This is a genomic window from Vibrio sp. OPT24 (genome assembly GCF_015163545.1).
In the GTDB taxonomy this organism is placed as follows: domain Bacteria; phylum Pseudomonadota; class Gammaproteobacteria; order Enterobacterales; family Vibrionaceae; genus Vibrio; species Vibrio cyclitrophicus.
In genome coordinates, this window is the sequence record NZ_JADDYI010000053.1 from 1,064,260 (window position 1) to 1,087,432 (window position 23,173).

The window sequence follows — 23,173 nt, forward strand, 5'->3', positions numbered from 1 at the left end:
CATATGAAACTTTAAAATAATATGCCGTTTTGTTTCACTATTTAACAGAAATTTTCTTTTTGTATTGAGATGGTGACATGCCTTGAAGGCGTGAAAAGGTATGAGTAAAGGAAGATTGACCGGAGAAACCAGCCAGTTCAGCGACCTGACCAAGGCTAAGGTTACCTTGTTCGATTAAACGACGAGATCGGTCTATACGCTTACCTAACACATACTGATGTGGGGTGATTCCCATTTGATCTTTGAATAGCATGTGGAACTGGCTTTCACCCAGGAACACACTGCCTGCAAGTTGGGCCACAGAGATCTTGTTCGCAAGGTGTTGCTCGATGTAACGATCCAATGCTTCAAGATCAAAACGCGAGTCTTTAATCGGAGTTTCGAATGCGGATATATGCCTTTGCATCAACGCGATCACCGTGTCATTGCATGCTCGACTCAGTAACAAATCATCAGGGCTCGACTGCATTTCTTGCACCAACATATGGATAAGCTTTTGAATTTGCGCGTCTAATTGAAAGTATACGTTCGATGACTCTAGCTGGTTAATCTTCTCTAACATTAGAGGGTCATCATCGGTTGGCACAGGCATATTGAGTACGAGAATATCCGACTGACCAACCACGCCACCGAAAGCATGATCAGAGCTCGCCGTTACCACACAACCTTGACCGGGACCAACCAAATTCCCTTTACCTCTGACTTCAAACTCCGCCTGACCTTTTAAGCCAATCACCACCTGCGAATAATGATGCTCGTGGCAATCCATATGCGATGGCAAAGTGATGATCTCAGCCGGGCGAGGGCCCGTAAGACCTAGCGGGGACAGGTCTAGGTTTGGAAAGGGTAAAGGTTTTGGCATAACATCAAAATACTCAGGTCGACATAGTAAGAATAATACTCTGAAATCTGCATAAGATGAATTTGTAAATGATCATGAGAGTCATTTCCTCGCCTTAAACAAAAGATCATTGTCGGAGATCGTCTTGATCATGCCTCCGGAAAGATGATCAAGAGTGTACAAACTACGGTCATTGTAAAACCAATCGTTCCGGCGGCTTCAGTACTTAAAAGCGAGCAAGTGCAACAAGGTGCAATGCATATCTAAAATAGATGTATTTTCACCACCACATATAGAAATAATTTTCTTATATAGCTCAAATAATTTAGCTTTAACTTGTAAAAAGTGTATCCGAAGTAGCGAAACTCGGCTTTTGAGTAGATTGGGTGACGATAAAACGGTATAAAGACGGGTACTGTGTTAATTGCTAATAACTAGTGACTCACAACTAGGAAGTAGACACTTTATTAACGAGCCAATTTCAATCTATAAGTTGCAGGGACCTATGACTAACTTTCGAATTTCAGCGCTTTTACTTGCGCTATCCCCACTTTGGGTATCTGCATCGGTATCCGCTGAAGAACTGAATCAAGTCGATCCCGTTTCAGCTATCGATGCAAAGCTAACAGAGAAAAACTCAGATATTGAGCGTATTTCAGCAACCCAGGTATCAGCGACTGAAAACCTAAAACAACTACAGAACCAAAACAGTAAGTTGTTGCGCGAAGGTGAAGAACTCAAGGCAAAACGTAACAGAGCCAAGTCTGTACTCGACAAACAGTACAGTCGATTACTGGAAGATCCAGAAACTGATTTGGTCTCTTTTCAGAAAAGCTACCAAGATGCTTGGGCGGCCGTTAAAGAGAACCAATCGTCTCAGTTAGACAACCAACAAGCGATGAACGAGAGTGAAATTCACCTTTCTCAAATCAAGCAAAAGCAAGCTCGCCTGAACAATGAGCTGGCTAACTTAAGAGAATCAAAAGTTGAAGCTCGCGTAAAACGTATTGCAACAGAACTCCGTGAAAGTGCCGTTCTTGAGACCAGCTACACCACGACATGTGCATCAACAATGACACTGGGAGAGTGTACTGCTCAAGGCAAGTACTTGACCAATCAAAAAGCCGTGCAAACGTTCAAAAGCCAATTACTTGAGCAGCTCACAGAAAGCGCGCTAGCGAAGCAAAACTTACAAGGTGTTCAGCTGAATATCCATGTTCAAGACAGCCAAGCAATCAAGAGTGGTTTCTCTGGTAACAACGCTTACTTCGTGCAAATGCAGGCTCAGCTTCAAGCAAAACCGGAAGCGGTAGCAGCGTGTAATTTATTGAACGTTTCAACACGCTACTGTTTAAAGGGCAGTGATGTTGCCGTGGCTAAAAAGAGTGATAAACAGTGGGCAAACGTGATGGTACGTTCTGATCAGTACAATGATTCAGTGACGATCAACGGCATTAAGTACGGCAGCACACCGATTGAGGTTGCACTCCCAAGCGGTCGTCACCAAGTGACTATTTCAAAACAAGGTTACGAGTCTTACAACCGCACAGTTACCATCAACGGTAGCGACACTATTTGGGTTAAGCTTCTTCCTAGCAAGGAAAGCTAAGTCCAGTATGAATAGCTCAGCGCTCTAATTAAGATAGCCGTGCCTATTTCACAAAGCTGAATGAATACTCGCCATTTTGTTGATAGTTATAAAAAGTAGCTGCAAACGAAATGGCGTGTTCGTTTAGATTATTCGATTAACCTAATTTACGATTGAAGTAGCCCAACATGCGCCAAGGTTTTCCCACTCTATTATTTGCACTTGCCCCTTGCTTAATGACACCAGCTGTTTTCGCTGAAATAATACCACCAGCAATCACAACATCTGTCACCGACATTGAAAGCTCACTCTTCGAAAAGTATACCACTTTAACGGCTGTCGAGAAGAAGCTGACGGACAAACAAAACCAAGTCGATAACCAAGCAAAGCAAACGGCAAATCTAGCCAAGTTATCCACTCAAGCTGAGCAAAAACTCGCAGCAGCGAAAGCTAGTCTAGAACAAGATTACACCCGCATGATTGACGAGCCTGACTTCGACATCTCGCCGGCTCAAAACAGTTTCCAAAACGCTTGGAAAACTGTAAAAGAGAGCAAGCTTGCTATTTCAGACTCAGAACAGAAGCAACAAGGCTTGGTGATGGAACTAGAAGCCATCCAAGCAGAAAAAGCGGCTGCTGAAGCTTCAATCGCAAACCTCAATCAAGATAAACTCAGAGCAAGAGCTGAACGACTAAGAAACGAGATCACTCAAACCAAAGAGCAAACGGTCAGCTTTACCAACCGTTGTAGCAGTGACATGACACTCGCGCAATGTGCAGACCAAACGGTGACCTTGGCACTTCAAAAAGCCGTTAAGCAATTCCAGCATAGCTTGGTAGACAACGCGACTGAATCAAAAACAGTGAAAGAGCACCTATCGTCTGCTTCGCTAAACATTCACGTTCTACAACACAAAGTGAAATCTTCTGGTTTCTCTGAAGATAGCCGTTACCGAGCAGTGATTGCAGCGAACTTAGAGACTCGCCCAGACAAAAACACACCTTGTCGCTTGCTTGGTATCCAGTCATCAAACTGTTTCACACAGAGCGATCAACAAGCCAATGACCAGCAAAAAGAAGTCGCTTGGGTTAACTTAATGGTTCGTTCAAACCAATATAATGACAAGGTATCGATTAACGGCGTGGACTATGGCAGCACACCGGTTGAAGTAATGCTACCAACAGGCCAACACATGGTCACAATTGAGAAAGAAGGCTACCTCTCTTTCCATCAAGAACTGAAAATCGCCCGTGATCACAACCTACGAGCGGTATTACAAGCCAAACAAAACTCGCTGAATGTCGGTACCAAATTTGCCGACCCAATGGGAAATGACACTCCAAGTCCAGAAATGATTGTGGTGGGTTCAGGCCGTTATTTATTGGGTGAAAACAACGCTAAACAAGTGACGATCAAACAGCCATTTGCATTAGCAGCGACACCAACTCGCGTTCAAGATTTTAAAGCGTTTGTTGAAAGCACTGGCTACCAGACAGACGCAGAACTGATGAACACCTGCGATACCTTCGTTAATGCCGAGATCACAACGGTTTCAGACAATGACTGGCTGAACCCTGGCTTTAAGCAAGCTGATAACTCACCGGTAGTTTGTGTTAGTCAAAGTGATGCCAAAGCGTATACTCGCTGGTTATCTAAAAATACAGGCTATGCCTACCGTTTACCAACACCACAAGAATGGGAAGCCGCAGCAAGAGCAGGCCAAGATACTAACTTCTGGTGGGGCAATGAATTCCTTTCGGGTAAAGCCAATACCGGTTGGGCTGGCACACCGTGGTCAAACATCAGCACCTCTCCAGTTAAGTCATTCTTACCAACACCTACAGGCTTCTACGATATGGTTGGCAACGTTTGGGAATGGACAACCGTTCAGAAAGGCTTGGCTAAAGGTGGTGCGTGGAGTTTTTCACCAGAAGAAGCAAAAGTGTTTAACGAACTGTACGTGCCAACGTCAACGGCAGCAAACTACTTAGGTTTCAGAGTATTGCGCGAACTGTAGCACTCAATAACCAACTCAATAGTTTCTAATATTTACGCTAGGCTCTCAAATATCGCATTGAGTTGTATTTATGGGGGAATTCCCCCCTTATGCACAAGCATTCCTAGGAGTAAATTTATCGATAGAGTAGTAAGTCACTCTAGGTATCTAGCTGATACCTTAGGTTAATTTACATGACCCTCGTGAATTAATCTGAAATCTTCTACATGTCGACAAGACATATCTTGTCTTTAGCCAGCCCTTCTTCAGGCTGGCTTTTTTTCGGCTATTATCCAGTCACTTCGATCACCAATCACTCTTGATATATACAGTAAACCAACAATTCGTTTAACTATGATTCAAGCTCTATTTATCTCTCAGGATTCAGCCTCTAATTGCCATTGCAGCGCTATAAGAAACTGATATCATTAACATACTTCTGCTTACGAGATAAAACCTTGCCAGAGTCACTCAATGCCATACATCGTTCTTTATTTGAACAACTCCCAGGCTGCTGGGGCTGCAAAGATACTGAGTCGGTTTTCGTTTACGCGAACCTCGCCTACAACCAATTGATTGGCTTAAAACCCAACGAGAGTTGCACTGGCTTGACCGATTTCGATATGCCGAGTCAAACCACTGAGTGTGCGCAAGATTTCAGGGCTCAAGATAAGCATGTGATGGAAACACGCACTACCCTGAAGATTCTTGATATTCACCCCTACCCAGACGGACGCTGGCACGCGCATATTTTTACCAAAACCCCTTGGCTTGATGCAAACAACAACGTACAAGGCACGATCTTCTACGGTCAAGAACTCACTGACACCGCAATTTTAGAGGTTGGTCATTGGGTTTGCCAGGCGACAGGTGCCAAAGATGGTCAGACATCCATTGCAGGTTCAACGCCACGCACATCTAAACTCAAAAAACGACTGACTTCGCGAGAATCAGAAGTGCTATTTTTGCTGCTGTTCGGCAAGAAACCGCAATACATTGCATTAACGTTAAATATTTCAATTAAGACTGTCGAAGGCCATGTCGCCAGATTGAAGCAAAAATTTGATGCGAGCAGCAAAAGCCAATTGATTGAGTATGCATTGGACTCGGGGTTGGGCTCAGTGATCCCCGAAACCCTGCTCAAAAAGCAGATTTCCGTGGTTCTGCACAGCGAATGAGCGAGAGTCAGACAAAAAAATACCGTTGTTTGATGTGTTTAGTCACCAAATCAACGGTATTTTTAAAGCAGTTAATCCGTTAGCAAATCTATAAAACAGATTATGGCGCTAGGCGGTCAATGTCCCAGCTGTTATCTTGACGTGAAAACAAGAAACGGTCGTGTAAACGGTGTTCGCCACCTTGCCAAAACTCAATACTATCAACGCGTACTCGGAAACCACCCCAAAATGAAGGCACTGGAATCTCTCCTTTCTCGAACTTCTGCTTAAGCTCTAAATACTTACCTTCCAGTATTCCGCGAGCTGAGATTCGGCTACTTTGCTTACTTGCAATGGCAGCCAATTGGCTTTCTTTCGGGCGAGATGTGAAATATTTCATGTTCTCCAACGCGGTCAGCTTTTCAGCTGTACCTGTGACATGAACCTGTCGCTCTAGAGGATGCCAAGGGAAATGCAAACTAATTTTGCTATTGTGCTCAAGTTGGTGTGCTTTACGGCTACCTAGATTGGTATAGAAAACGAAGCCATCTTTATCAACATTTTTCAGCAACACAATTCGTTGGAATGGCTGACCATTTTCGTCAACTGTCGCTACTGTCATTGCAGTAGGATCCGTCAACTTAGCTTCAATGGCTTGTTCTAGCCATTGATTGAATTGGTCAATTGGGTCTGCGGCCAAGTCTTTGCGTCTCAATCCACCCTGAGCGTATTCACGACGAATGTCTGTCAGTTCCATTTGGTTGCTCCTTTTGATTTTTTTGTGATTTTGCGCCGTAATCCTTTGAAACACAAGTCTAAGCCTTGGTTTTGTCTTACAGAAGGTGCTCTGTGTTAACGAGATCTCGGTACGCTAACCGTCATATTGATAGTCTATATGTAAACTGATTGTAACCTGAGTTTATAGTGACTAAAAAATCGTCCAACCTAATCACACCTTTTGTTTTATTCTCACTAATATTGGGAGCTGCAGGGCTGACTGCAACTCACTTTCTTGCCGTACAATTCCAAGAGAAAATCGTTACTCAGCAACTCAACGAAGCAGCCAACAAAGCGAATCTGCAAATCGACTCCGAGCTGGATAAGTTCAAACAGATCCCCGATTTACTCAGTCATGACCCACGCCTGATCTCTTATTTCACCTCATCACCACAAACCGACAAGATAACCGTAACACAGCTTAATAAATTGTTGTTTGAATGGTCGAACCAAAGCCAGGCTGACACCATTTATATTCATGACCGAAGCGGCACAGTGGTCGCTTCCAGTAATTATCAACAACCCCGCACATTTGTTGGAGAAAACTTCTCGTTTCGCCCTTACTTTGCCTCTGCAATAAAGGGCAACAACACACAATACGTGGCGCTCGGTGCTCGCTCGAATGTACGAGGCTATTTCTTATCCTCGCCACTGTACACCGATAAAGAAATAGTCGGCGTTATCACAGTAAAAGTAAGCTTAGAGAATCTCGAAAACATCCTAACCAGCGATGATTTTGAGATCGTAGTACTCGATTCCAACCAAGTGGTCTTTCTGTCGAACCAAACTTCGTGGTTGTATCATTCACTGTTGCCATTAAGTGAACAACAACAAACAGAGATAGCGACTCAGCGGCAATACGGCCAAAGTGAAATTTCGATCATCGAAGACTTTCGATCGGCAAAGCTTCAACAAAAAGCTAACGACACAATCCTACCTAACGATCTTCAACCAAATCAGATTCAAAAAGAACTCGTCTCCAATCAGCTGTTTCAACTTGGTGCTTTCAACCTATATCCTGCCCCTATTAGCAATAATCAGTATCAAGTCGTTGCGCTAAAAGAGACAAAAACCGAGCTGCTTAAAGTGCTACAGATCGACGTCATCTTTATTATCATCTATAGCTTGGTGATGCTGATTGCTTGGTCGTGGCGTCAAACCTACATTGCGAAGGTCGCGTTAACTCGACTCAATGAGAACCTAGAACAGACCGTTGATAAACGAACTCATTATTTAAAGCAATCTAACCAACAGCTCCAACAAACCATCTTTCAATACCAAGAGTCACAACTGAAATTAAAGCAGACCGAACAAGAGTTAACTCAGACGGCTAAGTTAGCGGTATTGGGCGAATTGTCGGCTAGCATTAATCACGAAATCAACCAACCACTTGCAGCGCTGAGAACTTACAGCGAGAACAGCTTGAAGCTGCTTGAAATGAAACGAACAGATTTAGTCAAAAGCAACCTAGATAAAATGATTGCTTTAAATACATCAATTACTGAGATCATCGCGCGCCTCAAGGTCTTCACCCGCAAAGTCACCAAGCAAGAGCATCACGTGGCAAACTTGCATCAAGCGGTCAATAACGCCACCAGTATTCTCAGTGCGCTGATGATTAAGCAAGGCATTACACTGAGGTTAAGTACAATGCCGGATGACATAAATCTAGCCATTCACCCAACTGAGCTAGAACAAGTGTTGGTTAACCTGATTCACAACGCGACTCAAGCACTTCAGCAGCAGGCTATGGAACAGTCAACTCCAAGACTAAAAACCTCGGGGCAAAGCATCTTAGAAGAGCAAAGCTCCAAGCTAGAAGCTTTAGACATACAAACGATCCCACAAATTGGAGTGGAATGGCAGCGCAAGAATGACACCTGCCAGCTGATCATATGGGACAACGGCATAGGTATCTCTAAAGATAAGCTTGAACAGCTCTTCGACCCATTTTTCACCACCAAACCAGAAGGCTTAGGGCTTGGTCTATCGATCTCGAAGCGAATCATTGAAGCGTATCACGGCACGATTAACGCAGCACAGTTAGAGCCGTCAGGCATGGTATTCTCGTTAAATATTCCACTCTATAAGAATCAGGGTTAGTTCCCTTGTTTTGTTTACTCACGATTATGCCAATTTCACACCATTGTTAAGGACTCGGCTTTTGCACTCTATGCCCAAACTCTATTTTGTCGATGACGAACCCGCGATTAGGGACTCTGTAGAACAAGCCATGCTCATAGAAGGCATCACTATCGTCTGTTTCCCCAATGCCATTGAGGCATTGAGGCAGATCGACGTCGCGCAAGCAGGAATCGTGATAACAGATATTCACATGCCAGTAATGGATGGCATTCAATTCACCCACAAGCTTTTGAGCCATAACCCCAACTTTCAAATCATCGTGCTCACAGGACATGGTGACGTCCAAACAGCGGTATCTGCGATGAAATCCGGCGCTTATGACTTTCTAGAGAAACCTTTTGTGGTCGACGATCTGCTGACAGCAGTAAAAAAAGCAGCAGATAAACTCGCATTAGTTGAAGAGAACAACCTATTAAGAAAAGAATTGGCAATGCAAAATCAAGTAGGGCCAAAACTGATCGGTCAATCACCAGCGATGCAGGCCTTACGCCGTGAGTTAATCACTCTGAACTGTAAAGAAACCCCACTACTGCTGTTTGTTGGAGACATAGGAACAGGAAAAAGAGTTACAGCGCAATACACCCATGATTTACACAGTCATCACACAGCAGAGCTTTGTCCAATCGCCGCCTTCAATTTACCACGCAGCGATGAAGCGACATTTCAGCAGTTTGTTTTACAACTGTTCCACAAATATCAAGGTGGAACGATCTATATTCATGAAACACAAGCACTAACTCAAGAACAGTGGCTGTGGTTGGCACGTCTAAAACCCATTCTACTTCGTGAAAATTCATGCAAGACCAATGCAACTTGTATCATTATCGCAACCACAATAGTTCCTACTACAATTACCAATGAACTACGTCGATTTAATTTACTACCTTTGGCGCAAAGAACAGAAGACATTGGCTCTTTGTTCAAACATTTTGCTCGCGGTGCGGCAAGTCGATATCAGTTACCACCGCCTGTTATTACTGAAAAAGAGATTCAACGGTTAATTGCCACTCATTGGAGTGAAAACATTCGACAACTTCGTCAACATGCCGAGCTCAGAGTACTAACGCAAATCAAGCAGCCACCGCTCGACAGTAATGAAGATGATGAGCAAGTTGGTGAGAATAAGCTTGATGTCAGCATAGAAGAACAACAGCAGTCACTAAGTCAGCGGACTGATAGCTTTGAACAAATCATCTTGATCGAAGCACTACATCGCCACCAAGGACGATTAAAAGAGGTACAGCAAGAGCTGCAAGTATCGAGAAAGACACTGTATGACAAGCTAAGAAAGCACCAACTTGATAAAACGGATTTCAAAAATCGATAAGAATTAAAAAATATATAAATTCAAAGATTTAAAGGAGCAAAATCTTAACATTTATCAAAAGTAAGAATACACTCAATAGGCTTGCACTTTTATTTAGCGAACAAGGACTGTTATGAGTCAGAAGAATTTCAGCAAATTGAACGAAACCGAACTTGAGTACGTCGATGATAAGACAGCGGCGCTGCTCCTCAATACGCCAACCAGTGCGCGTATTATGCTATGGGTGATCGTTCTGTTTTTTATTGCTGCTATTGGGTGGTCTGCATGGGCCGAAATCGACAAAGTCACCGTTGGCCAAGGCAAAGTCATCCCCTCCTCCCAGATTCAAGTGGTGCAAAACCTTGAGGGCGGCTTGGTAAAAGAGATATTAGTTCGAGAAGGTCAACAAGTTCAAAAAGGTCAACAGTTGCTCTTGATCGATGATACTCGATTTCGTTCTGACTTCCGAGAACGCGAACAACAAGTCGCCAACTTAACCGCCAACGTTTTAATGCTTTCCGCTTCCTTTAACAGTGTCGTGATCAATGAAGAGTTCTCGGTCGAGAACTGGAAAAAAAGTGTCCTTCTAGACTACGGTAAACTTGCCTTCCCACCCGCACTTTACGAGCTTCAGCCTAAATTGGTCAATCGCCAAAAAGCAGAATACCGCCAAGATTTGAACAACCTAAAAAACCAACTTTCCGTTTTTGATCAACAAGTTGAACAGAAACAACAAGATTTAATTGAGATAAAAGCACGTGTCGATAACTTGAGACAGAGTTATAAGTTTGCTCGCCAAGAACTAGACATCACCAAACCACTTGCAGATGAAGGGGTAGTACCAAGAATTGAGCTACTCAAGCTTCAAAGACAAGTGAATGATACTCGTCGAGAATTGACCTCTAGCGAGCTCAAAATCCCTCTCCTACGCTCAGCGATTAAAGAAGCGATGCTAAGCCGTATCGATGCCGCATTGAGCTTCCGCTCAGAACAACAGGAAAAGCTCAACCAAGCGCAAGACAAACTCTCAGCAATGACAGAATCTTCGGTTGGGCTTGAAGACAGAGTAAATCGGACAGTGGTGGTTTCTCCTGTAACTGGCACCGTTAAAACGCTTGGTATTAATACCGTGGGCGGTGTTATCCAACCGGGTATGGACATCGTAGAGATTGTACCGACTGAAGATTCTCTATTAGTCGAGGCCAAAATCGCCCCACAAGACATCGCATTCCTACGCCCTGAGCTGCCCGCCATTGTTAAATTTAGCGCTTATGACTTCACTAAATATGGTGGTCTAGAGGGCGTGCTAGAACACATCAGTGCCGATACTACCCAAGATGAAGAGGGCAATAGCTATTACATCGTGCGTGTACGTACCGAGAAATACAGCTTTGGCCACAATGAAGAGCTACCTATTATTCCGGGTATGACGGCTTCAGTCGATATCATAACCGGCAAGAGAACTGTGCTTGAGTACATGTTGAAACCGATCCTCAGCGCTCAAAATAACGCACTAAAAGAGTAAGGACGCTTGATGGTTTACAACGTCTTTAAACACTCGGAAAACAGACAAGAGCAGAGGCTATGAAGTCTCAATTTTCGCTCTTGTTGTTAGTCCTTACCTCTTTTACCTCTGGGGCGCTGAACAAGAGCGACCAACGATGGATAGATGCCGTCTCTGAAACCTATGGGGAAAGAGCCGGAAAGCGAGTCGCAACATGGCGTTCAAATATGACGTCATACGATGGATTGAGTGAAAAAGAGAAACTCGAGTCTGTTAACCAGTTCTTTAACCAAATGTACTTTGTCGACGACAGCATACTTTGGGGAAAGAACGACTATTGGGCGACACCACTGGAATTTTTGGGAAGCAACGCCGGTGACTGCGAAGATTTCACTATCGCAAAGTACTTCTCTTTACTTGAACTAGGCGTCTCAGATAAAAAATTACGATTAGTGTATGTAAAAGCACTTGAGCTAAACCAATTCCATATGGTGTTGGCATACTACTCAACACCCAGTGCCGAACCACTAATTTTAGACAACTTAAACCCTGAAATAAAACGCGGCTCCAAACGCAGAGACCTGCGACCGATATACAGTTTCAACGGTAAAAACCTTTGGTTGATCAAGTCGGCAGCAGGCAGCGGAAAGCTAGCAGGGAAATCTTCACGATTGAGCTTATGGAACGACTTACGTTCTCGTGAGCGCTCTCTTAAATTAAACAAACCCATTATCAATTACGATGAGTAGGTACAATGACTTTATATAAACAGCTTGTGGTCGGGATGGTTGCAGTGTTCATATTGCTGATGACGTCAGTTTTTATGATCGAATTCAACACCACCCGTGGATACTTAGAAGAGCAGCAACGCTCTGAGGTAAGTAATACCATTAATACTGTTGGACTGGCTCTCGCCCCTTACCTAGAAGAAAAGGACAAGGTGGCTGTAGAGTCTGTTATCAACGCCCTGTTTGATGGCAGCTCTTACTCTGTCGTACGATTGATTTTTCTCGACAGCGGTGACGACATTCTTCGCTCATACCCAGTAAAACCAACAGGCGTACCAGAGTGGTTTACCAACCTTAACCTGTTTGAACCGGTTCATGACCGTCGCGTAATTACCAGTGGTTGGATGCAACTGGCAGAAGTCGAGATTGTAAGCCATCCAGGCCCAGCCTACGATCAACTTTGGCAAGCATTTACGCGCTTAGTGACCATATTTGGAGCCATCTTCTTGCTGGGTTTGGTCTCTATCTCTTGGATCCTTAAACGAGCACTGCGTCCTCTTTCATTGATCATTACCAAAATGGATCAAATCGCCAAGAATCAGTTTGGTGAACCATTGGTTCGTCCGAAAACAAAAGATTTGATCTTAGTGGTTGATGGAATTAACCACATGTCGACACAAGTTGAACAGGCCTTTAAGAACCAAGCGAAAGAAGCGCAGAAGCTACGTGAACGCGCTTATATCGACCCTGTATCTCAACTAGGTAACCGCGCTTACTACATGTCTCAGTTAACTCAGTGGTTAGAAGAGTCAAGTTTAGGTGGTTTAGCGGTACTAAAAGCCGAGTTTATTAGTGAAGAGTACGATGAAAAAGGTTATCAAGAAGGCGATGCATTGGTACACCAACTTGCCGATCTGCTGCAAGCTTCGATTTCATCGCCAGATATAACTATAGCTCGAATTTCTAGTGACGAATTTGGCTTTATTATGCCAAACATCGACGAGAGCGAACTTAAACTCGTCGCGAGCAGTATCGTAAACTGCATTCAAAACCTAGGTTCAGATCCAACCGGTATGGCGAATCCACACATTGCACTTGGTGTTACCTACAGTAACAAGAGAAAAACCAGTACCGAAATTATGTCGCTGGTGGATAACGCATTATCAAATGCGAAAGCAAACCGCGAGCTAGCTTACGGCTACGTAACAGCTGATGACCACGGTGCAGTGATGGGCAAACAACAATGGCGCATGCTGGTTGAAGAAGCGATCATCAACGACCTAATGACTTTCCGTCTGCAAGCGGCGAATAACGCTTTTGGCAAAACGTATCACCAAGAGGTGTTCTCTGCGATTGAGAAAGAGGGTGTTCGTTACGGGGCTAACCAGTATCTATACGCACTAGAACAACTTGAAATGAGCCACATTCTCGACCAATACGTTATCGAGAAGATGATTGAGAAACTGAATGCAAAAGAGGTGACCAGCCCAATTGCTATCAACATCTCACCGAGCAGTATTTCTCAACCAAGCTTTATCCGTTGGATTGGAAATACTCTGGATCAAAACGCTTCTATCGCACACTTGCTTCACTTTGAGATTCCAGAAAGTTGCTTCATCAATGTTCCACACTACACGGCGCTATTGTGTAACACCATTCGTAACGCAGATGCGGTGTTTGGTGTCGATAACTACGGCCGTAATTTCCAATCGCTCGATTACATCAACGAATACCGTCCAAGCTATGTGAAGCTCGATTACTTGTTCACACATAACCTTGATGACGAAAAACAGAAATTCACCTTAACATCAATCTCTAGAACCGCTCACAACCTAGGCGTGACAACTATTGCGTCTCGAATCGAAACTCAGACTCAATTAGACATTTTGTCTGATAACTACGTAGAAGTGTTCCAAGGCTTCATTGTTGATAAATAGTTGTAAGGGTTATATCACATGCAAGATCCACTATTGAACTCATTGATCTACGTTAGCCGGTATTACGGGTTAGCTAACTCGCCCGAAGCGTTGATCAATGGGCTACCACTATCTGATGGGAAGCTAACCCCTTTCCTATTCCCTCGTTCAGCTGAACGAGCAGGATTAGTGGCGAAAGAAAATCGTTGCGACTTAGAAAGTATTCCTCACCTCATTCTACCTGCTATTTTACTTCTCAAGCAGGGCGAGGCATGCGTTCTGAATAGTATTGATTCAGAAAAACAAGAAGCAGAGATCATCACAGCAGAGAGTGGAATGGTGCCGATCATCATTCCACTAGACGAGCTGAAAGAGCAATTCATCGGTCGTTACTTCCTAGTAAAAAAACAGTTCCGTTATGATGAGCGCTCACCAGAAGTCCTAAAAACACGTAAGGGTCACTGGTTTTGGAGTACGATCTGGGAATCTAAAAACATCTATCGAGATGTGTTGATTGCCTCTATTCTGATCAATATATTCGCGATTGCTGCGCCAATGTTTACTCGTTTGGTATACGACAAAGTAGTACCTAACCTCGCATTTGAAACCCTATGGGTATTGGCGAGTGGTATTTTTGTCGTCTTCCTTTTCGACCTGCTTTTAAAATTAATGCGAAGTTACTTTATTGATGTCGCGGGTAAGAAATCCGATATCCTTATTTCCTCTAAGCTTTTCAGCAAAGTGTTAGGGATTCGCATGGAAGCCAAGCCCGCTTCAGTTGGCGCTTTCGCAAAAAACCTGCAAGAGTTCGAGTCTATTCGTGAGTTCTTTACCTCTGCAACTATTGGTTCATTAATCGATTTACCATTCGCGTTGATGTTCCTTGCTTTAATTTGGTTAATGGCAGGGAACCTCGTGTTTGTTCCTGTTGCTGGTGTAGTAGTCCTGATTATCTACGCACTGTTAATCCAAGGACCACTGCGTCGTACGATTGAAGAAGGGTCACGTCTTGCTTCTCAAAAATACGCGAACTTAATTGAAAGTTTGGCTGGGTTAGAGACGGTTAAACTGTTCAGCGCGCAAAGCCAATTTCAGTTCCGCTGGGAAGAAGCCGTTGCTCATATGGCAAACTGGAACATTAAAAGTCGACGTATCACCGACAGCATCCAAAACACTGCTGGCTTCGTTCAACAAAGTACCAACGTTGGGATGATCATTTTCGGGGTGTATCTCATCGCGGAAGGTGAACTCACTATGGGTGGTTTAATTGCCGCAACCATGTTGAGCGGCCGTGCCATTGGCCCTCTTGTTCAGTTGTCGCTGCTTTCGACCCGCTATAACCAAGCGAAATCATCAATGACTTTGATTGAACAAGTGATGTCGATGCCAGACGAGCAAGAAGAAGGTAAACGCTACATCCACCGTCCTATTATCCAAGGCCATATTGCGCTAGATAAAGTAACGTTTCATTATCCTGATTCTCCAGTTGCTTCTATCAGAGATCTCACCCTAAACATTTCTCCGGGTGAGAAAGTTGCCATTATTGGTCGTATTGGCTCGGGTAAGACAACGCTGGAACGCCTGATTATGGGCCTGTATAAGCCCACAGAAGGCCATGTACGCATTGATGACACCGATATGGAACAACTGCACCATGTCGACGTACGACGCAACATAGGCTGTGTTCCTCAAGACAGTAACCTATTCTATGGTTCAGTGAGAGACAACATTACATTAGGCCGCCCTCTAGTCGACGATCGTGATGTGATGGATGCAGCCAACCGTGCCGGTGTTACCGCCTTTACTCAGCAAGATCCTGCAGGTTTAGAACGTCAAGTCGGTGAAGGCGGTGCTTTGCTCTCTGGTGGCCAGCGTCAATCGATCGCCATTGCCAGAGCATTCCTAGGTCGCCCGCCAGTACTTTTATTAGATGAGCCAACCAGCGCCATGGATAATCGCTCAGAGATGCACATCAAGCATCAGCTGAGTCAATTGCAACCAAGTGAGACCCTAATCCTTATTACGCACAAGACTTCGATGTTGGATATTGTAGACAGAGTAATTGTGATGGAAAAAGGCAGCATTATCGCCGACGGTCCAAAAGCACAAGTTCTATCAGACCTCAAGCAAGGCAAAGTAAGGGCTGCTAGCTAATTGGAAAAATGAAACGAATTTAAACGCGAGTAGAAATAGAAAGGGGAGCATTAGCTCCCCTTTCTTATATTTGCCGCACACCTAATTAGCCACTCAACAAAACCAACCAATCAATCAACTAATTAACGCCAAATCTCTTGGTTACAGAGCGAGGTCTTCTTGTTCCATTTTAAACGAACACTGGATCTCATATTGGTTAAATGAGAACACGCTGCCGCCGTGGGTTCGCTTGGTTGTGACTGTCTCATCACCAAACTGAATCGTAACTCGAGTGTATACCTTTTCATGAGCCTCAACAGTGCATTCAGCAAGGTTGGTTTCAAACTCGGCTTCGAGTGTGTCCAAGTGTGATTTGGTATTCTCAATCGCGAGGTTATTCTTTTCTCGTTGCTGCTCTATTTCTAGTGCTTCAGCCTCAGTTCTCTCGGCTTTTGAGCGTTTCTTAAATTCAAGCTCTTGACGAATCACTTCCATGGTTTGCTCTTGAGCGTGCTTATAAGTTTCCTTTAGTTCAACAATCTTTTGTCTATATCCATCGTAACGTGCAAATCCATGGACCTTGGTCGCGGTGTCTCCCTCAACGCCTAAGAACACACATTCCACTTTGCCGCCTACTTTAGCTTCGCCCCCACTGAGCGTTCCGTGTTTCTTCAAAGAATCCATGACAATAAGGTTGTTGCCACAGCGAATGTCGTTACTCATACTGTGTACGCCAAGTCGGATGTCATTCGCACTTTGCAGCTCTGCATTCTGCGCATAGCTTGCTGTTATAGATCCTTTCGTAAATACCTTACAACTTTTTGGCTCACCCTCTTTTGTGGTGTGGCCGATAATGCCTTTAGCGACTTTAATGTCACCTTGAGCCTGAACTTCGGCCGACTCGATAAAACCACCAACTGTAATACTCCCCGTCGCCTTAACTATCATTCCCGGTTCTATGTTTCCAGAGACAAACACATTGCCTTTAAATTTAACGTGGCCGGTGGATACATCGACGTTGCTAACACACAAGGCGTCATCCACTTCAATGGTTCGATCTTTAATGATGGGTAATCCGGGGTATGAAGCGAGGAGTAAATTGGGATCATCAGGGGAAATATAAGTGCCTTTTCCGGGCTTAATCAAACTGTCTTGTCCGGGAAGAGGCGGGATAACTCGACCTTGGACCGTAAAACCAGCGATACCTTTGGTGGCAGGAGTGCGCTTCATTAAGTGATCATTTTGACCAACAGTAATGGTTTGCCCTAAGTCTCGCATATCAATTTTGCCTTCGTCTTTACTACGTGGCTTCAATACTTGTCGCGTGATATCTTCAACTAACGCGGCAAACTTAGCGTCTTTACCCTTTACCGGTTGTGTACCTTTAGCAACCGGCTGAATAAACTTTTCACCCGGTTTCAGCTTGCTACTCATCATCAATACTTTTCTGAGCGCTAACTTATTAATCCCTTTTGTTATGTGTGCCAGAGCTAAGCAGTGAATGATGTCACTACCAAGCAGTGGTTTACCATTATACGGCCCAGTAACCACAAGACTCGCGAGCATCTCATCATCAGACAGTTCGACAGCAACACTTGCATCACGCACCTCAGCAATCAACATACCGTCGTACGCTTCACCTTTTCCTTCTTTAGCAAGAGTCACAAAGCGCAACACCTCTTCTTCAAAAAGAAAATAGTTAGACGCGCCTAACGTTTCCAAAACTGATGGTAGTGGCTTGTTGTCGAAGCTTGCGTCGACCACAACTCCCGATGGTAGACGAGCAACTACTTGTTGCTTGTCTTCTGACAATGTAACGATGTTATCCCACATTCGAATTGAGTATCCCTAATGACTCAGTTGATATTCAGTCTATATAATTCGTTCAGACCTTAGAATCTCCGCATTTGAATAATCAGCGTCACATCACTTACTTTCGATCTTGCAAAGCTGACTCATAAATAAGACTTACCCATTTTATCTTCAAATTCGTATTTACAAAGGTTGAGTGGGATGTCTTTCGCCATTTAAAGTTAAACGCAATGAATAGTGAATCAGCTAAATTCAAACTAGTTTAGCCAAAGTATGATTTAGTGATAGCAGGAGAAAATTGAAAATCAATGATATAAATGAGTCTGGGGATAATGGGAAAGGTTGGGAATCAATATTGAAGTTCAGTTTACAGTGTAAATTCGTCATTCTAATTTACACTGTAAATCCAATTCAAAAACCAGCTACGCTATTTACACTGTAAATTGGATAATAGGACACCGACATCTTGTCTAAATTGAAGCTCTGCTCGCTTACGTCCAACAAGGCTAAATTGTTCAACACATGTCCCCCACTCTTTCTGTTGGACCACTTTCGCGATAACTAAGTCAGAGACAACGAAACTAGCATTGCCCACAAGCTCTGATTTAGTTGTCTGAATTTGACAAGCATTACTCAGCAAAACCAGCTTCAACACACTAAAACCAATGCTGTCGTAGCTATTGCCACCGTCGACATAGTTCTTGAGAAGTTGGATTTCGAACTCAGAAATCGGATTAGAAATATTGGGGAGTAACGCTCGCACCATTTCAGTTTCAAGCGAGACCAAAGAGCCGGACACCAAAAAACAGAAGCTACTTTCGAAGTGATGTTTTAGCTTACTGATCCAGTGTTGAGCTATCTTGTTAAGTGGCTTAACCATTAACACAGAGTGACATCCACTTGCCTGATCTCGCTGGTGGCCAATATGGACAGGTAAAAATTCATTATCTCGCCAAAAAGAAATCAACTCACTAGTCGCACCAAAGCTCGTCGCCAGATAATCGGTTTGTTCCATTTGCTCAGACAACTTAGCCAGCATCCAACTGCCGATGCCCAAACCTTGATGTCGGGATGAAACAGCAATTCTCATCACTCGAACGCAACGATTCGTTGCCGCTTGTGCACAGCCAAGTTGATTTGCCAACAAAACCGGAGCGAGATGACCTTGTGGTCTTCGTTTCCCAGTTTGGATTTGAAGAATTAATTCATCACCCAAACCGCCCTCTTCCGTCACTAACACACAGCCTAAACAGTTATCTTCCTGCCAAGCCGCGTATAAGTGAATAGATGGGTTGTTAAGGAACTGCATTAAGTCATTTGGAGACGTCTGATAATGAGCATCGACCAACAGTGCGAAACATTGTTGAAGTTTTTCAGGGTAAGCAAGACCATCTTCTTTGGACAACTCAACCAAGTTAAGATGATTTATTCCATTTTCTGCAAAACTAGCTAGCTCGTTAAAAGCTGAGTCATTAGTTGATAAGTCACTATTCAATAGGAAGCAATCAAACAGCCAACGTTCTAACGGGTCATTGTTATTCCAACGAATAGGTTGTTCAAGTTTGTAGCCTTTCCAGCCTGGGCGATACTCAGAAAGCCAAGCTTCAAACTTAAGTCCAAAACCTCTCCCACTTCCCTCATATCCATGAACAGTGGTCGAAAAAACCATGCGGTGATAAATATCGACCATAGATTTAAGCATCGGAACAGGAATAGCCGCAGCCTCATCCACCAAAAGTAAGTCACAATCTGGATTAGATTTAAGTAACTCGTCTGGCGCTACAAACCTTAGGCTTCCACCTTGATAGCAAATATAGGCCGCATCAATAGCTTCGCAAGCATCGAGTCGTTGGCTTGCGTGAGAAAAAACTGGCTCAATCGCTTTCATCGAAGGCGCGGTAACAATAATGTTTAGACCAGGACGCTCAAGCAAAAGTTGCGCTGCGGCGATACCCAATGTTGAGCTTTTTCCACGACCTCTATCGGCAGTAAGAATTAAGGGACGCTTACGGTGTCCAAAGACTACTTTTTTAACTAAATCTACAGCCGTGTTTTGCTGTTCAAATCGGTCTACTTCTTTTTCGGTTTTTCTCTTTTCTGGAAGTGAGTTACCCGCTTGAATCACATCTACGGATTCATTGCTCTGCGAAACTGAAAATAATCGGTCAAAATGCATTTTCAACCAACGTTTGCCTAAATCTGAATCCAACCCAGTTTCAGATTTACCAACACTTGGCGGCATCACCAATAATAAACCGCCCCCCATTAACGACCCCAATGCAGCACTGAAACCATTCGCGTCAAACTGTTCTCTAAAATCACAAACAAGAACTTGGCATTCGCGACCAAGTAGCTTCTGACCTTTTTTTACTGGAGCATGAGTCACGTCGTTAAGCGGAACGCCACCAAGCTGAAAAGTAGTTTGAGATTTGGCGTTTTCAAGAAAGGCGGAAATAGCCATGTTTTGCCAATTGAAGTCACCATCAAAAACAACGCCGTAACGGTGATCATTATGTTGGGCAATATCGGCAAGAGTATGGAGAAAAGTATTGGTTGGGTTTGTCATAGTTAGCGTCCAGATTCGTCTGAACACAGTTTATCACAGCCAAATAAAAAGCCGCATAAAGCGGCTCTAGAGTAGTGATGGAAAGCAGTCGACTTAATCGAGTTTAGCTTGAACGAACGCTAGAATCTCTTCCATTGTTGCATCATCCACTTTCTTAAGGTTTAGTGCTAAGTTCAACCCCTTACGGCTGTATGATGCACGACCTTTAATAAGCTCAACTTTTGGAGATGCTTTCTTCGCAGGAGCCGGCGCCAATTCAAGAATCCAACCTTCCAAAGTTTCTGTCACGTCTTTCGTTAAACGAGTGACCCCTTGAGCTTCGCTACGCTGCCATACAAAGCCTTCTGAAGCATCACACTTCGCTAGTAATGCTTGCTGCTGTTCGCTAGTCAAACCACCAAATTGTTTGTGTAGTTTAACAATTGTAGGACGACCAAGGTCGCTCACATTTGGGTAAGCTTGTAGCAATTCAAGCGGTAAAGCAGCCGCTTTCAACGCACCACTCACCAAAGCCTCGCTGCACTGGAACATTTTCGCTAGTGCTTTCTGGTCTTCAGCTTCACCTTTATCCAGCTTAGCTTGCATCTCTTTACCTTTCTCATACAGAGAAAGTGGTTTATGAGCATTAGCAACGTCTGATAAGAACTTAGCGTGTTCGCCATTAATGTTTTCAGCAACATAAATTAGGAATTCTTTGTCGGCCAAAATACATGACATACGACGACGGCTACCGTCAAGAACTTCAATCTTACCGTCTTTGTTCTTACGACCAACCGCTGGATATTGCTGACCACGCTCTTTTAACGTTGTAAGAACGTCAGAAAGCGCATGTTCATTTAAGAAAGATTGCTCACGTGCATTCTCTTCAAAAACAACCGTTCGAGTCGCAACTTCAGCTGCTGGAATTCGAACTAATTCAAATGAAACCAAATCTTCGCCTGCAACAGAAAGCTCGATGACTTGAGCCTGTTCTTTAGCAGCAGTTTGCGCTTCTTGCGGCGTTGCTACGCGACGTTTGTTTGCTTTACCAAATAGCTTCGCATTTAAGTCAGATGTTTTAATTGCCATTGTTGTTATCCCTGATTAAGTGAAGGCCAGTTGCTATGTAATACACGCTCTAATTCTAGAGCACTTTTTTGCACGGCGTCTTGAGCGACAGCTAGCGTTTTCTTACCGCCCTCAAAATCGCTCACCGTAAGATCGAAAACCGTACTGTAGGTATCTGCACAGGTTTCAAATGCACGGCTTCGTGGAATGGTTGCCATCATTACTTGGTCATTCAACAGGTAATTCATTTCAGTTAAAACAGAGACCTGCTTCTTGTTGTCATCTTCAAACATGGTTGGCATTAGACGAACAAACTCAAGCCCTTTCCAATCTTCCGGGAACATCTCGTACACGGTTGGTAAGTGCTGAAAGAAGTTAACGGTTGAAGCCCAGTCCAAACGCTTTGCAGCACATGGAATCAAAAGTGCGTTTGATGCGTACATGGCATTCCAAACTAGAGGATCTACGTGCGGACCGGTATCAATCATGATCACATCAAAATCATCGGCGATTTTGTCGATCAGTTTCTCTTTTAGAAGGCGAACGATATCAAGTGACTGGTCTTGCGACAGGCTTTGCCACGCTTCAGCATTAAACATCGCATCTTCTGGGAACGCAGAAATGGTCTTTAGGTTTGGATATTGAGTTGGCAATAGTACATTCTTGCGCAGAAATTCTAGGTCAACATCTTGGCCTTCAGGCACATTGTCCAACATGATGTCGACTGCAGAATAGATACTGTCGTGTTCTGCACCACTAATTTGTGGGTTTAAGAACAGGCGCAAAGAACCTTGTGGGTCTAAGTCGATTAGACAAATACGGTAACGCTTATCTAAATTCAGAGACAAACACGCCGCTAAATGAACCGCTGTCATTGATTTACCCGTACCACCCTTTTGGTTTTGTACGTTGATAATCCACGGTTTATTGTCAACATGCTGCTTGCGTTGATGGAACTTTGGCACCTCAGCCGCGTCCATCAGCATATGAGCTTCGGTCAATGAAATCGAGTAATGATTGGCGTTGTTCTTGGTAAATTGATGACCGTCCGCTTCAAGCTTAGTAATAGCCTCATCCAATTTTCGACGAGTTAAGCCAGAACGAGTCTCCATCATAGCTTTAGACATTGGAGGGAAATGTTCATCACTTCGCTCTTCCAAAATAATCTCAATTCGGTCAGCCTGAACTTGTTGAGTTTGTTCGGCTAGCTGATAGAGCTTATCAATCGTTTGTTCTCTTTTCATTGCCAGTTTCCGTAATGATTAACCAAGTACAAATTGTACAGCGATTAACAACAAACACAACAAAAACGTGAACATACATTTATGAGTAAAATCACATAAAATAGACTGAGTTTTTACAATTTGATGAAACTTAGTCTTAGATGAACACAAAAACATCCATTTTTGTCACCGATAACAGTGTTATTTCTACCTTACATTTTAAATGTTACAGCATCACTTATTTACAATGTAAATGGAATTTCAGAGAAAAAACTTCGGAACGATTGAAATACAGCCGTAGATTACGGTTTGTGTGATTTGCATTAGAAATTGACAGATTTTCAACCAACAAAGAGTAAAACCTAAAAAAGAGCTTGGTTAATAGAAAACAAAGCGAAGATGAGACGTCACTAAACAAAAGAGAATTGAGCCT

15 protein-coding genes are annotated in these 23,173 nt (G+C 43.6%); 9 read left to right on the top strand and 6 right to left on the bottom strand.

Annotated elements, in window-relative coordinates:
* Window positions 1-37: 37 nt before the first annotated feature.
* A complete protein-coding gene (locus tag IQO02_RS18380; protein ID WP_016767923.1) occupies window positions 38-862 on the bottom strand; it encodes an AraC family transcriptional regulator in 825 nt (274 codons plus the stop codon).
* Between the two features lie 484 nt (window positions 863-1,346).
* Here IQO02_RS18380 and IQO02_RS18385 point away from each other — a divergent pair, with 484 nt between their 5' ends.
* The 3 genes from IQO02_RS18385 (at window position 1,347) to IQO02_RS18395 (ending at window position 5,604) form a co-directional block, all read left to right on the top strand.
* Entirely contained in the window at window positions 1,347-2,450 is a 1,104-nt protein-coding gene (locus IQO02_RS18385) for a PEGA domain-containing protein (protein WP_010432133.1), read from the top strand.
* Between the two features lie 167 nt (window positions 2,451-2,617).
* Window positions 2,618-4,447 carry an SUMF1/EgtB/PvdO family nonheme iron enzyme gene (locus tag IQO02_RS18390; RefSeq protein ID WP_010432136.1) on the top strand — a complete coding sequence of 610 codons (1,830 nt, stop codon included), beginning with the start codon at window positions 2,618-2,620 and terminating at the stop codon, window positions 4,445-4,447.
* A gap of 437 nt (window positions 4,448-4,884) precedes the next feature.
* Window positions 4,885-5,604 carry a PAS domain-containing protein gene (locus IQO02_RS18395; protein ID WP_010432139.1) on the top strand — a complete coding sequence of 240 codons (720 nt, stop codon included), beginning with the start codon at window positions 4,885-4,887 and terminating at the stop codon, window positions 5,602-5,604.
* A gap of 100 nt (window positions 5,605-5,704) precedes the next feature.
* On the opposite strand, the gene pdxH is transcribed toward IQO02_RS18395, so the two are convergent.
* The gene (gene pdxH / locus IQO02_RS18400; protein WP_016767927.1) at window positions 5,705-6,340 is read right to left on the bottom strand and encodes a pyridoxamine 5'-phosphate oxidase; all 636 of its coding nucleotides are present in this window, start codon (window positions 6,338-6,340) and stop codon (window positions 5,705-5,707) included.
* 167 nt (window positions 6,341-6,507) lie between these two features.
* Here pdxH and IQO02_RS18405 point away from each other — a divergent pair, with 167 nt between their 5' ends.
* The 6 genes from IQO02_RS18405 (at window position 6,508) to IQO02_RS18430 (ending at window position 16,113) form a co-directional block, all read left to right on the top strand.
* A complete protein-coding gene (locus tag IQO02_RS18405; RefSeq protein WP_016800443.1) occupies window positions 6,508-8,463 on the top strand; it encodes a sensor histidine kinase in 1,956 nt (651 codons plus the stop codon).
* 70 nt (window positions 8,464-8,533) lie between these two features.
* Window positions 8,534-9,832 (top strand): sigma-54-dependent transcriptional regulator, encoded by a 1,299-nt coding sequence (locus IQO02_RS18410; RefSeq protein WP_010432165.1) that lies wholly within the window; start codon window positions 8,534-8,536, stop codon window positions 9,830-9,832.
* A 112-nt stretch (window positions 9,833-9,944) separates the two neighbouring features.
* A complete protein-coding gene (locus tag IQO02_RS18415) occupies window positions 9,945-11,336 on the top strand; it encodes an HlyD family type I secretion periplasmic adaptor subunit (RefSeq protein ID WP_010432168.1) in 1,392 nt (463 codons plus the stop codon).
* Window positions 11,337-11,395: 59 nt separating this feature from the next.
* Complete coding sequence (locus tag IQO02_RS18420; protein WP_010432171.1) at window positions 11,396-12,064, top strand: transglutaminase-like cysteine peptidase; 669 nt, start codon at window positions 11,396-11,398, stop codon at window positions 12,062-12,064.
* A gap of 5 nt (window positions 12,065-12,069) precedes the next feature.
* Complete coding sequence (locus IQO02_RS18425) at window positions 12,070-13,980, top strand: LapD/MoxY N-terminal periplasmic domain-containing protein (RefSeq protein ID WP_010432174.1); 1,911 nt, start codon at window positions 12,070-12,072, stop codon at window positions 13,978-13,980.
* A gap of 18 nt (window positions 13,981-13,998) precedes the next feature.
* Window positions 13,999-16,113 carry a type I secretion system permease/ATPase gene (locus IQO02_RS18430; RefSeq protein WP_010432180.1) on the top strand — a complete coding sequence of 705 codons (2,115 nt, stop codon included), beginning with the start codon at window positions 13,999-14,001 and terminating at the stop codon, window positions 16,111-16,113.
* A gap of 141 nt (window positions 16,114-16,254) precedes the next feature.
* On the opposite strand, the gene IQO02_RS18435 is transcribed toward IQO02_RS18430, so the two are convergent.
* From IQO02_RS18435 to IQO02_RS18450, 4 genes are all read right to left on the bottom strand, one after another.
* Window positions 16,255-17,925, bottom strand: coding sequence for a DUF342 domain-containing protein (locus tag IQO02_RS18435; RefSeq protein WP_010432183.1), 1,671 nt, complete (start codon window positions 17,923-17,925; stop codon window positions 16,255-16,257).
* Between the two features lie 406 nt (window positions 17,926-18,331).
* Window positions 18,332-20,470, bottom strand: a complete 2,139-nt coding sequence (locus tag IQO02_RS18440; protein ID WP_016800445.1) for a GNAT family N-acetyltransferase — start codon at window positions 20,468-20,470, stop codon at window positions 18,332-18,334.
* Between the two features lie 93 nt (window positions 20,471-20,563).
* Complete coding sequence (locus IQO02_RS18445; RefSeq protein ID WP_016767931.1) at window positions 20,564-21,538, bottom strand: ParB/RepB/Spo0J family partition protein; 975 nt, start codon at window positions 21,536-21,538, stop codon at window positions 20,564-20,566.
* A gap of 5 nt (window positions 21,539-21,543) precedes the next feature.
* The gene (locus IQO02_RS18450) at window positions 21,544-22,761 is read right to left on the bottom strand and encodes a ParA family protein (RefSeq protein ID WP_010432190.1); all 1,218 of its coding nucleotides are present in this window, start codon (window positions 22,759-22,761) and stop codon (window positions 21,544-21,546) included.
* Window positions 22,762-23,173 lie beyond the last annotated feature (412 nt).

Coding starts and splice junctions, on each gene's coding strand:
- IQO02_RS18380 (WP_016767923.1), bottom strand. CDS start 862: ATGCCAAAACCTTTACCCTTTCCAAACCTAGACCTGTCCCCGCTAGGT.
- IQO02_RS18385 (WP_010432133.1), top strand. CDS start 1,347: ATGACTAACTTTCGAATTTCAGCGCTTTTACTTGCGCTATCCCCACTT.
- IQO02_RS18390 (WP_010432136.1), top strand. CDS start 2,618: ATGCGCCAAGGTTTTCCCACTCTATTATTTGCACTTGCCCCTTGCTTA.
- pdxH (WP_016767927.1), bottom strand. CDS start 6,340: ATGGAACTGACAGACATTCGTCGTGAATACGCTCAGGGTGGATTGAGA.
- IQO02_RS18410 (WP_010432165.1), top strand. CDS start 8,534: ATGCCCAAACTCTATTTTGTCGATGACGAACCCGCGATTAGGGACTCT.
- IQO02_RS18415 (WP_010432168.1), top strand. CDS start 9,945: ATGAGTCAGAAGAATTTCAGCAAATTGAACGAAACCGAACTTGAGTAC.
- IQO02_RS18420 (WP_010432171.1), top strand. CDS start 11,396: ATGAAGTCTCAATTTTCGCTCTTGTTGTTAGTCCTTACCTCTTTTACC.
- IQO02_RS18425 (WP_010432174.1), top strand. CDS start 12,070: ATGACTTTATATAAACAGCTTGTGGTCGGGATGGTTGCAGTGTTCATA.
- IQO02_RS18430 (WP_010432180.1), top strand. CDS start 13,999: ATGCAAGATCCACTATTGAACTCATTGATCTACGTTAGCCGGTATTAC.
- IQO02_RS18435 (WP_010432183.1), bottom strand. CDS start 17,925: ATGTGGGATAACATCGTTACATTGTCAGAAGACAAGCAACAAGTAGTT.
- IQO02_RS18440 (WP_016800445.1), bottom strand. CDS start 20,470: ATGACAAACCCAACCAATACTTTTCTCCATACTCTTGCCGATATTGCC.
- IQO02_RS18445 (WP_016767931.1), bottom strand. CDS start 21,538: ATGGCAATTAAAACATCTGACTTAAATGCGAAGCTATTTGGTAAAGCA.
- IQO02_RS18450 (WP_010432190.1), bottom strand. CDS start 22,761: ATGAAAAGAGAACAAACGATTGATAAGCTCTATCAGCTAGCCGAACAA.